9 protein-coding genes are annotated in these 12,132 nt (G+C 45.0%); 5 read left to right on the top strand and 4 right to left on the bottom strand.

Features of this window, described 5'->3' with window-relative positions:
* Nucleotides 1–11 precede the first annotated feature (11 nt).
* The gene (gene bglX, locus HWX64_RS04615) at nucleotides 12–2,177 is read right to left on the bottom strand and encodes a beta-glucosidase BglX (RefSeq protein ID WP_175987687.1); all 2,166 of its coding nucleotides are present in this window, start codon (nucleotides 2,175–2,177) and stop codon (nucleotides 12–14) included.
* 384 nt (nucleotides 2,178–2,561) lie between these two features.
* Between bglX and HWX64_RS04610 the strand changes: the two genes are divergently transcribed.
* From HWX64_RS04610 to HWX64_RS04590, 5 genes are all read left to right on the top strand, one after another.
* Nucleotides 2,562–3,794 (top strand): sugar ABC transporter substrate-binding protein, encoded by a 1,233-nt coding sequence (locus HWX64_RS04610; RefSeq protein ID WP_175987685.1) that lies wholly within the window; start codon nucleotides 2,562–2,564, stop codon nucleotides 3,792–3,794.
* A 257-nt stretch (nucleotides 3,795–4,051) separates the two neighbouring features.
* The gene (locus tag HWX64_RS04605) at nucleotides 4,052–4,951 is read left to right on the top strand and encodes a carbohydrate ABC transporter permease (protein ID WP_175987683.1); all 900 of its coding nucleotides are present in this window, start codon (nucleotides 4,052–4,054) and stop codon (nucleotides 4,949–4,951) included.
* Between the two features lie 34 nt (nucleotides 4,952–4,985).
* Complete coding sequence (locus HWX64_RS04600) at nucleotides 4,986–5,804, top strand: carbohydrate ABC transporter permease (RefSeq protein WP_032086182.1); 819 nt, start codon at nucleotides 4,986–4,988, stop codon at nucleotides 5,802–5,804.
* A 232-nt stretch (nucleotides 5,805–6,036) separates the two neighbouring features.
* A complete protein-coding gene (locus HWX64_RS04595; protein WP_175987682.1) occupies nucleotides 6,037–7,674 on the top strand; it encodes an alpha-glucosidase in 1,638 nt (545 codons plus the stop codon).
* Nucleotides 7,675–7,762: 88 nt separating this feature from the next.
* Complete coding sequence (locus HWX64_RS04590) at nucleotides 7,763–8,755, top strand: LacI family DNA-binding transcriptional regulator (protein WP_175987680.1); 993 nt, start codon at nucleotides 7,763–7,765, stop codon at nucleotides 8,753–8,755.
* 60 nt (nucleotides 8,756–8,815) lie between these two features.
* Here HWX64_RS04590 and HWX64_RS22070 read toward each other — a convergent pair whose 3' ends face one another.
* The 3 genes from HWX64_RS22070 to HWX64_RS04575 all read right to left on the bottom strand — a co-directional run bounded on the left by HWX64_RS22070 (nucleotide 8,816) and on the right by HWX64_RS04575 (nucleotide 12,110).
* Nucleotides 8,816–9,745: a methyl-accepting chemotaxis protein gene (locus HWX64_RS22070; RefSeq protein WP_175987678.1), complete on the bottom strand. Its 930-nt coding sequence runs from the start codon at nucleotides 9,743–9,745 to the stop codon at nucleotides 8,816–8,818.
* Between the two features lie 199 nt (nucleotides 9,746–9,944).
* Nucleotides 9,945–10,769 carry a DUF6612 family protein gene (locus tag HWX64_RS04580; RefSeq protein WP_175987676.1) on the bottom strand — a complete coding sequence of 275 codons (825 nt, stop codon included), beginning with the start codon at nucleotides 10,767–10,769 and terminating at the stop codon, nucleotides 9,945–9,947.
* A gap of 483 nt (nucleotides 10,770–11,252) precedes the next feature.
* Nucleotides 11,253–12,110 (bottom strand): CBO0543 family protein, encoded by an 858-nt coding sequence (locus HWX64_RS04575; protein WP_175987674.1) that lies wholly within the window; start codon nucleotides 12,108–12,110, stop codon nucleotides 11,253–11,255.
* Nucleotides 12,111–12,132: the final 22 nt, after the last annotated feature.

The following is a 12,132-nucleotide window of genomic DNA, read 5'->3' as shown; positions in this document are numbered from 1 at the left end:
CCCTCATTTCTTTATTTTACTAGTGTGAACGATTTCTCCATGACTTCTTTGCTGTTTCCCCCAATATAAGCGATGAATGTTCCCGGATCGCTCGTAAACGTAAGATCGGAATGATGGTAACGCAGCTGCTCCTCTTTGAGGGCGAAGGTCACTTCCTTCGTTTCACCAGCTTCCAGGCTGATTTTTCTAAAATCCTTTAGTTCTTTCAGCGGGCGGACCACTTCTCCGCTCACATCCCGGACGTACAATTGAACGACTTCTTCCCCCGCAAGTTTGCCGCTGTTTGTCACGGTTATAGATATTTCCAAGGAATCCTCATAGCCCAATGTTTCATTGGAAAGCTTCAAGCAATCATACTTAAATTCTGTATAACTCAAACCGAAACCGAACGGGAACAGCGGACTGTTCGGAATGTCGAGGTATTGAGATACATAGCGTTCCTGTGCATCAGGTGCTCCCTTTGGCCGGCCGGTATTGTAGTGATTATAATAAACCGGAATCTGTCCTGAACTGTAAGGGAAGGACATCGTTAGGCGGCCGGATGGATTTCTGTCCCCGAATAACAAGTCAGCCACGGCAGATCCGCCTTCCGTGCCCGGATACCAGGCTTCGAGTACGGCATCCGTTTGATCCCACACACCGTGCAGATCGAGCGGGCGTCCATTGAATAAGACGGATACCGTAGGCTTGCCGAGTTCTTTGATGCGCTGAATCAATTCCAGCTGCGCCCCCAGGAGCTTGATATCCGCGCGGCAGCCTGCTTCACCGCTCATTTCCGAATCTTCACCGAGTGCAAGGACGATCACATCAGCGTCTTTTGCCGCTTCCAACGCTTCTTGTATTTGCTCTTCAGTAATTGTTTCAATAGCACTGCCTTTTGCGACAGACAGCTGTGAAGGATCGATTTTTTGTAAAAATCCTTCCTTCACCGTCACGGCATCTTCTTTCGAACCAAGCCACGACCACGGTCCGAGGATATCTCCGTTTTCTGCAAAAGGACCGATCAATGCAATCTTCTGATTCTTATCAAGTGGTAAAACGCCTTCATTTTTCAACAGCACAGCCGATTTGGCAGCAAGATCCCTTGCAGCTTCACGGTGAGAAGCACTCATGACGAGTTCTTCCTCTAGCTCTTCATCCGCTCCCCGATATGGATTCTCGAATAAACCAAGCTTCTCTTTCAGAGTCAGGATCCGTTGGACAGCTTCATCAATCAGTGATTCATCAAGCTGCCCCTCTTCTACCAATGCCCGCAGGTATTTCACATATGTCGATGTCATCATTTCGATATCCACACCAGCCGTAAGAGCTTTCAAAGCAGCTTCCTTTTCATCCTCGGCAACGCCGTGAGGAATCATTTCCTTCACTGCACCCCAGTCCGAGATCAGTATGCCGTCAAAGCCCATTTCTTCGCGGAGAATCGAGCGCATCAGCTTCTTGTTTCCGGTAGCTGGAATCCCGAAGACGGTATTGAACGCGGTCATCACCATCTCACACCCTTCATCAAGCGCCGCTTTATAAGCTGGAAGATAAATTTCACGAAGCTCACGTTCGGACATGTCCACCGTGTTGTAGTCACGGCCTCCTTCCGCTGCCCCGTAAGCTGCGAAGTGCTTCACGCATGCAGCGACGCGGTCTTTTTCATTGGTCAGGTCGTTTCCTTGGAAGCCTCGCACAAATGCCCTGGCAAACTCACTATTTAAATAAGGGTCTTCTCCTGTCGATTCCATCACCCTGCCCCAGCGTGGATCGCGGACAAGGTCGACCATCGGGGCAAATGTGACATGCACACCGGATGCAGATGCTTCTTTTGCCGCAATTTCTGCACTTTTCTCTGCCAGTTCAAGGTCCCATGAGCACCCGATCGCAAGCGGTACCGGAAAAATGGTTTTATATCCGTGCACGATATCAGACATAACTAATAAAGGAATGCCTAACCGGTTATCTTCCAGATGCTTTCGTTGGATGTTCTTCACTTCTTTCGCTCCGGACGCACCGAGGACCGATCCCGTGTTCTCGATCATGTCATCGGTGATACCCATATCGGCCATCGGGCCCGTGATCTGCCCTCCGTCACTTGCCCCTTTAAAAAATGGAGTGGCAAGCTGAGTCAGTTGAGCAATCTTTTCATCCAATGTCATTTCTTTTACTAATGAAGTAAGTTTGTGTTCATTCATATTGGAACCTCCAAGGATTAGGATATAATCGTGCAATTCTTCATTTTAGTGAAACGTTTCAATTAACAGTTGAGTCGAATTATAAGGGTATTCTTACTGATAGTCAACACAGATCCCCAAACTCAACAAATACCAAAATCATCTATTTAACAAGGATTTAATTGTATTTACACGCTTTATCAACAGTCACAAATTTTTACAATCAACTATTTTTCAAAAAGTGGTTGAAAGCGGATTCACGTTTGATTATAATATAGTCATCGAAACGTTTCAATAACGTTTGAATGATTTCCGACTTTCATTTCTTAACAAATAACAGAAGGAATCATTCGGGCAATGCTTCATTTTTCAAAAAAATAATAACAATAGAATGGAGATGGGAGAATGAGAAAGAAATCATGGACACTACTATTAGTCGCTATGATGGCATTATCCACTGTTTTGGCAGCATGCGGAGGCGGCGGTGACTCAAAAGACGGCAAAACAGAAATCAGCGTCTGGGCAATGGGTGAAGAAGGAAAAAAACTTAAAGAAATGGCTTCTAAATTCGAAGAAGAAAACAAAGACATCTCGGTTAAAGTACAAGCAATTCCTTGGGGCAATGCTCACGACAAGCTTCTGACGGCAGTCGCTTCAGGCAACGGCCCTGACGTACTTCAATTAGGGACAACTTGGGTACCTGAATTTGCTGACGCAGGTGCACTATTGGATTTGACTCCTCACTTAGAAGATTATCCAGAATTCAAGCCTGAGAATTTCTTCGAAGGTTCCGTTACTTCCATGAAGTATGATGACAAAATTGTTGGTGTTCCTTGGTACATCGATACACGCGTTCTATACTACCGTACAGATCTATTGAAAGAAGCCGGATACGACAAGGCTCCTGCAACTTGGGATGAAATGAAAGATGCAGCTGAAAAGCTGAACGCTCGCGGTGACGACATGTACGGACTTGATATCGACCGTAATGACCAAATCACTCCATTCATCTTTGCATGGCAAAATGGATACGAGTTCGAAGGCAAGGACAAAATGAACTTCGACAGCCCTGAATTCAAGGGAGCGATCGAGTACTATGCAAGCTACTTCCAGGAAGGCCTGAGCCCTACTGCTGAAGGAATCGATATTGTACAAGCATTCAAGAGCGGTTCGAAACCGATGTTCTTCAGCGGTCCTTGGATGATCAACATCATCAACGACCAGGCTCCTGACCTTAAAGACAAATGGGCAGTAGCGGAAATGCCGAAGAAAGAAACAAACACATCAAGCATGGGCGGATCGAACCTGTCGATCTTCCACAACTCTGAAAATGTTGATGAATCTCTTAAATTCATCTCTTATATGAACGAAGTGGACACACAAATGGAATGGCTGGAAATGTCAAACACACTTCCTTCACGCACAGAAGCTTGGGAAGAGCCTAAGTTAAAAGAAGATCCTTTACTATCTGTTTTTGGTAAGCAGCTTGAAAACACGAAAGCATCACCTCAAATTAAAGAATTTGAAAAGATCGCACAGGAATTCCTTTCTTCCATTGAAAGAATCACTGTCGGCGGTGCTGATATCGATAAAGAGTTAGAGCAATTCAATAAGAAGGCAAATGAAATAGTTGAGTAAATTAGAAAAGCGGAGGCGGCTCGCCCTGGGACAACAAGCATAAGGCGAGTAAGCCCGAAAGGCGTTTTTGGCCTTTTTGGCTGACTTGACTTATGACCTCGAGTCCCAGGCCGCCGAGATGGACATTTTTTAAAATAAGAAAAAGCATTCGCTCTATAAGGAAGAAAGTTGGAGTTACAGGCACATCCCCTTCCGGGATTGCCTGAACTCCATTTTTAAAATAAACCTTGCGCGGTGTTTTAGTTAGGTGGGATATCATGAGCAATGGATTAAAAGGTTTCAGAACAAATAAGCATCCATACGTGTTTATTGCTCCTGCAGTGGTCATTTTGACTGTCTTCAGCATTGTTCCGATCATAGTGGCCTTTCTGATCAGCTTTACGGATCTGGATTTGGCAGGACTGGCCAACTGGTCGAATGTGAACTTTGTCGGTATGGAAAACTACTCTAAATTGATATCGGATGATCTGTTCCATAAGTCGATTTACAACACGTTCTTCTATGTCATCATCGGGGTTCCCCTTGTCATTGTTTTCTCTTTAGGGATTGCGCTCCTTCTCAATTACGGGACAAGCAAACTGTTCACAGTATTCAGAGGTGTGTATTACATGCCTTCCATCACGAACATCATCGCTGTGGCCGTTATCTGGGGATTTCTTTATAACACGGAATATGGATTATTCAATTACTTACTATCATTACTGGATGTCGAGAAGATTCCTTGGTTAGGAGAGCCAACGATCGCCAAGTTATCGTTGATTGTTTTAGCTGTATGGAAAGGGATCGGGATCAACATGATCATCTTTCTCGCTGCACTTCAGGGCATTCCGAAATCGTATTATGAAGCGGCTGAAATGGACGGGGCCAACCGCTGGCAGGTCCTGTGGAATGTCACGATCCCATTGTTGCGCTATGCTACCTTCTTCGTGACCGTCACGACACTGATCGGCTGGCTGCAATTTTTCGAGGAACCGTTCGTCATGACAAACGGCGGCCCGCTGGATGGAACGATTTCTATGGCATTATTCATCTACCAAAAAGGTTTCCAGTTCAGTGAATTCGGTTACGCAGCGGCAGGTTCATTCATTCTGTTCGTGTTTATCATCATCATTACATTGGTTCAATTTAAGATTAGAAAATCTGATACAGAATACTAAACTTTAAAATTTATCAGTATCGGGGGTTGAAATTATGAAAACATTTAAAATGGAACGGCTCTTTGTCATCATCTTACTGATTCTCGGCGGTATCATTGTATCCGTTCCTTTCATCTGGATGATCTCAAGCTCATTCAAGCCTGAAAGCGAAGTGCTTCAAATACCGCCAACGCTGATTCCTGAGAATCCGACTCTCGAAAATTACGCCAATTTGTTTGAAAGCATGAACTTCGGGGTCTATTTACGAAACACCTTGATCATTGTCCTCTTCTCCTTTGTAGGCCTGTTCTTCAATGCCATGGCTGGCTACGGATTTGCAAAGTATCAATTTAAAGGAAGAGAAAAGATCTTTTACATCGTGCTTGCGACAATGATGATCCCTGCACAAGTAACCATGATTCCCGTTTACTTGATTTTAAATGAAATGGGACTGACAAATACGATGACAGGGATCGTCCTGCCTGGACTTGCAGCTGCCTTCAGTATCTTCCTGTTCAGACAATTCATGACGACGATCCCGACCGACCTGATCGAGGCTGCACGTCTTGACGGCGCCGGGGAATTCTATATCTTCTTCCGCTTGATCGTACCGATTGCGAAACCGATTTTCGCCGTCCAGGGTATCCTTACCTTCATCGGTGCCTGGAACAGCTTCTTATGGCCGTTGATCATTGCGAATGATGAAAGTCTTTATACATTGTCTGTAGGACTATCACTTCTCCAAGGGCAGTATGCGAATAACTTTGGCCTGCAGATGGCCGGAGCTGCGTTCATGGTCGTACCGATCATCATCATCTTCTCCTTCTTCCAGAAATATATCGTGGAAGGATTTACGATGTCGGGGATTAAATAAGGGTCAAAATGGTGTCCGCTTACATCTTTTGAGATGAGGCAGGCACCATTTGGTGTCTTTGGGACTGGTTCGTTTGTGGCGGTTTGTTCCTGGCCCCGAGGAACTGGATTGTGCCAGGAACACTCAGGCAATTTTGTGCCAGGCACAATTGGGTTGCTGTGTGCCTGGCACCACTGCCACCACTCCCCTCCCCCATCAAGAAATGAAAAGCCAAAGCACACTAGGAGGTAACATGAACAAAAAATGGTGGCATCAATCAACGGTGTATCAAATATACCCGCGCAGTTTTAATGATCATAACGGAGACGGGATTGGCGACATCCCAGGTATCATTGATAAACTTGATTATCTCGCTTTTCTCGGAATCGACATCCTCTGGCTCAGCCCTGTCTATCAATCACCGAATGATGACAACGGCTATGATATCAGCGATTATTATGAAATCATGAGTGATTTCGGTACGATGGATGATATGGATAAATTGATCGCAGAGGCGCATAAACGGGACATTCATATCATAATGGATCTCGTCATCAACCACACATCGGATGAGCATCCATGGTTCATCGAATCCCGGAAATCGAGGGACAATCCGTATCGTGATTATTATATCTGGAGAGAAGGCAGCGACGGCCCGCCGAGCGATATCACGTCCGTTTTCAGCGGACCGGCCTGGGAACTTGATGGGGCGACCGGTGAGTACTACTTCCATCTCTTCAGTAAAAAACAGCCTGACCTGAACCTTCATAACAGGGAAGTCCGGGATCACCTCTATAAGATGATGAATTTCTGGCTGGATAAAGGCGTGAGCGGCTTCCGGATGGACGTCATCGATCTGATTGGAAAAGAGATTGATGACAAGGTCCTGACAGACGGGCCAAAGCTTCACGACTATCTTCAGGAAATGAATCGGGAGGTCCTCTCAAACTATCCGACCGTAACCGTCGGGGAAACGCCTTCTGCCACACCTGAGACAGCAAAGCTGTATACGGGTGAAGGACGGGGCGAGCTCGATATGGTCTTCACCTTTCAGCATATGTCACTTGACGAAGTGGAAGGAAAAGGAAAATGGGCGTTAAAGCCTCTCGAACTGCAAGACTTAAAAGAAACACTGGGCAAATGGCAGACAGAGCTATATGGCCAAGGCTGGAACAGTTTGTATTGGAATAATCACGATCAGCCGAGGATCGTGTCCAGATGGGGCAATGAGAGCACATACCGTGTAGAGTCGGCCAAGATGCTTGCGACCCTTCTTCACATGATGCAGGGAACCCCTTATATCTATCAAGGCGAAGAAATCGGGATGACCAACATTGTTTTCGATGATATCCGGGACTATCGCGATATCGAAACGATCAATTTTTATAATGAAAAGATCTCGCAAGGCATCCCGCAAGAAGACGTCATGAAATCCATCCATGTAAAAGGACGTGACAATGCCCGCACCCCGTTCCAGTGGAACCGCGGCCTGCACGGCGGCTTTACAACCGGGACACCGTGGCTTGAAGTAAATGCAAACCATAAGGATATCAACGCTGAGGATGCGTTGAAAGATGAAGGCTCTATCTTCCATTACTATAAGAAGCTGATCTCATTAAGAAAAGAACACGACATCATCATCTACGGTAAGTATGAGCTGATCTTGAAAGATCATCCTGAGATTTTCGCATATAAAAGAACACTCGGAAACGAGACACTGGTGGTCGTCGCGAACTTTTACGGAAACGAACCGGAGCTTGCACTGCCTTCAGGTTTCGACGGCAGCAAATGCGAAATCGTGATAAACAATTATACGGAAGCAGCCGGACGGCCTTCGGAACTGAAAAAAATGCGCCCGTATGAAACCATTGTTTATCTCATACAAAACTAAACCGCTTACAATTCATACCATCAATTGTATAATGAGACATATACAAACAAGGAAAACGACAAGCCTTATGTTAAAAGGAAGTGAACACATGGCAACCATAAAAGACGTGGCCAAGCTTTCCGGGGTCGCGGTCTCCACCGCTTCCTACGCGCTCAACAACAGTACCAAGGTCAGCGAGGAAACCCGGCAGAAAGTAATAGCCGCAGCAAAAGAACTGAATTACCAAAAAAATGGACTCGCTTCCGATCTCAAACGGACGAGCACGAATACAATCGCACTGATCCTGAGCGACCTTTCCGGCCCTTATTATTCGGAACTGATCAAAGGAGTCCAGGATGTCGCATCAACGAACGGATATGACCTCATCGCCTGCAGTTCAATTGGCGGGGCTCAATCCACCGCGGTTAAATTCCTGCGGGAAAAGCGTGTGGACGGCGTCATCATCCTTGCCCATAATATCGATGACAAAACGATCCTTGATTCAGCCCGGGAAGGCTTCCCGATTGTCGTCCTCGACCGCAGCGTCCAAAGCGATCATGTCGTACAGATAGAAGTCGATAACGAGCACGGTGCATTCATGGCGACCGAGCACCTGATCGAAAAAGGCAGCCGTGATATCGCCTACGTCAGCGGACCCTACAACTCCCATGACAACGAACTGCGATTCAAAGGCTATCAATCGGCACTTGAAAAGCACGGGATCGAATACCGTTCAAAATGGAAAGTATCTGGCGGCTTCACAAGGGAAGGCGGCTACCAGGCAACCAAGATGCTCATCGCCCAAAAGGATGTTCCGCAAGCCATCTTCTACGCAAACGATGAAATGGCCATCGGCGGTCTTCAAGCGCTGAATGAAAAGAAACTCTCGGTCCCAGATGATATTTCCATCATCGGATTCGATGATATCCAGCTCTCAGAATACGTCTCTCCGCCGCTTACCACCATGCGCCAGCCAAAGTATGAAGCCGGTGCCCTTGCAGTCCACCTGATTTTCCAGGTGCTGTCAAAGGAAAAAGTCGATTCGAACTACAAGCTGACAACCGAACTCATCGAACGAAAATCAGTCAAGGTTAACGGATGAAACCATCGAAGGCCCGTCCCTCATCGCTTTAATGCGATAAGGGACGGGCCTTCTGAGTAATTATAAGATCGTTTTAAAATCCTTTGCCTGCCGATCGAGCTGGCGGGCTGCACTTCCGATTTCTTTGAATGCCGCAACGGCCTGTTCATGGAGGATGAGGTTGTTGGAGATCCCTGTCTGGGAGCGAATCGTTCCTTCACTGACTTTATTGATTTCACCCGTAATCCCATCGATACGGGCATTGACCTCCCCGATGGATTCCTGCACACGGGTGGCGAGCTTCCTTACTTCACCGGCAACTACGTTGAACCCTCTCCCATGCTCACCTGCACGGGCCGCTTCGATGGCTGCGTTCAATGCCAGGAGATTCGTTTGCGTAGCAATCTCGCGGATTGTTTTCACAATGCTTTCAATCGATTTTGCCTGGGATTTAAGAGATTCCATGATGTCTAGATTTTCTTTGGACTCCTCCACGAGCCTGCCGATTGCGAGGGTTGCTTCTTCACTTCTCGCGATGCCCGCTTCCGCTTTTTCACTAAGGTCCTCAGACATTTGCTGCAAATCAGAAGCGACCTTGAAGGCAGCATTTTCACGATCAGTTATGTCGGTTGCAACTTTCACCACGCCGACGACCTTGCCCCCATCGTCATAAACCGGTGTATATGTAGCTTCGAGCCAGATGAGCTTCCCATGTTTTGTCACACGCTGAATCTTTTCCTGAAAGCTTTTTCCGTTCCGCAAGTTTCTCCAAAGCTGTTGATACTCACTGCTTTCCGCAAACTCGGGTGTGCAAAATTGCCTGTGCATCATCCCGGGCATCTCATGCACTCTATATCCAACCGTATGGGCAAAATTCTCATTCACCCATAAAACGTTTCCTTTCGGGTCGAATTGGATCATCGCAAGTGACCGTTCGATTGCGGTCATTACCTGCTCCGGTTTAAATCCCTGTGTACTTCCTGATTTTTCATTTCTTAAAAGTGTATTCATCCTCATCCTCTTTTCGCAGGTTAATCATCGTGTAAAAGATTAATTCAAGCATCCAATCCCATCATCATCTATTATTCTAAAAGATCCTTTTCATAAGACTATCGTACTAGCTTAATTGGAAATAAACAATGTAGAACTCTCGATTCCGAAATATATTTTTCAATAAAAATAGCGTGTGGATTTACCACACGCCATTCAGTCATTGTTCGCTTTGCAATGCAGACTCATCAATCTCAACAGCACTCTCTTTCACGTCCGCAGGTATCTTGATTTCATCAATCTCATTGATTTTCGAATAGGTGCCCTTCATCTTCTGGATCGATTGTACCTTCTCGCCTTCAATCTCCATATCGAAATCCATATCAACTGTAAAATTCACCGGGTAGTATGTCTTCTTGTCGATTTCATAGGTGTAACTCAATTTGTTCACTTTCAAGCCTTCCAGAAGTTCTTTCGGCATGATTCCTTCAGGCATCGTGGATTCTACCGTCTCTTCTACTAAACTTTGATATTCCTTACCCGAAGCTGAGAAAGAGATCAGGTAGTGACCCTCTTTTTCTTCCACCTTTACATCTTTGATATATTCCTTTAATTGCTTAAGCTGCTCCGTTGCATCCGCTTGATTCTTACTCATTTCCACAACGGAATCCGACAGTTCCTTCGGTGCTGACTGCCACTTGTTACTCATTGAATCCTTCGTGTAAAGTCCCTCTTCTGTAAAATAGGTTTCCGCTTCGATTGGCATTCCCATCATCGTCATTTCTGTCGTCTGATACATACCAAGCGGTTCCATAACGTAATCCATCTCAATCGTCGACGACTGGTTCACTTCCCCCGCATCCTCGGCAGCCGGGATGATATCCTGATCCATCTCCATCTTCACGTGAAAGCTTTCCATCTTTTCTGAGGCAGAAATAGAAGAATTGATGATTTCTTCCACATCTGTTCCGCTCGTTGTCGTTCCGCATGCCGTCAATCCGATTGTCAGAAGTACCGCCGATCCAAGTCCAAGTAGTTTTTTCATGTGATCCCCCTCGTTTGTTTGATACCTTATATACGATGCCGGGGCGTGAAAAGTTTCAAAAAGTCCTTGTAAATCCTTATTAAACTAAAGAACAGGTTGGGAATATTGGATGCATAGGATACCTTAGCCTTTGTAAAGTAACTAAAGATATAAATAGGGGGAAATTTTCCCGCTAATCTGCTGAAGCTTGCTTGGATAAGGGTAAATAAGGGGAAAATTTTCTTTTAATCTTGGCACAGATCCCCAATTTTAATGTTTTTCAAGTAAATAGAAGTAAAACTTCCCTTTATTTTAATTATTTTCAGTTCGATTTCGTCATTAAGGGAAATTTCTCCCCTTATTTAATTATCCAATGATACTGATTCTTTCATCTGGCTCGAAGGGTTCTGCTTTTGTTCACTTTGCCGGGTAAGATTAGATGTAAATACATCCACATTTTGCGGTGTAGATTGCAATTTTGTACTCCAAAACAGAACCCATTACTCATCGAAGCTCTTCTTCTCTTCCTGCCAACGACTGCAGATACCTCAGATTCATTTGAACCAGTATCAGTGTCGCAGCCGTTTTTAAGATGGTTAAATAACTATTCCATTGTTTTTCATGAAAGTAACCAAGCTGATCAGCTATCTCATAAATAACCACGTAAATAACAATCCATAGTATAAACTTCCACAAGGAGAATTGTTTGGATTGTGTGCTTAGATAAAAAAGGAGTGGTACCAGAAGCACAAGCATGCGAAAGACGAAATCGACAGGATGAACATCATTCACCACATAATAATAAAGCTCGTAACTCCCTTTCAGTATGGCATCTGCAGCCAGGTTAAGGTAAAGAATAAACACGATACTCCCATACCACTCAATCGGTTTCAGATGAAACAACCGTTCATCCTTCATTTCTAGTTTTTCAACCAAACGAAGATTCCACACTAATATCAAGTACAAAGCTGGATAGATCGGAACTGAATAAATCAGCTGCCATCCACTGTAATTAAAAAAAGAAGAGTACTCAGAAGCGATGTATTCATAACCAATGGCGAACAGACTCCACCCTATTAGGTAGAAAGTTTTAGATCTAAAACTTTTTCCAACGGGGAACTTTGATAAAAACAGGATGTTGATAGCAGGATAGATCACAATTGCTCCTACAAAATCGATTCCTTGTACACCAGGTTTAAAGTAAGAATATAATTCATACATCCCGCCTAAAACTGAATCTGCAAAAAGCGCCAAGTAGACGGAAAAGATAGATGTTACATACATCTGTACAGGCGATAATCTTTTTTTCACTTTCAACACGAGAACGATCAAGACTAGTATCGTCACAAACATTAAAACCATAGAATCATCTTTGATACCGAGA

The organism is Bacillus sp. Marseille-Q1617, assembly GCF_903645295.1.
Classification (GTDB): Bacteria; Bacillota; Bacilli; order Bacillales; family Bacillaceae_B; genus Rossellomorea.
This window is presented reverse-complemented; position numbering and strand designations above follow the sequence as displayed.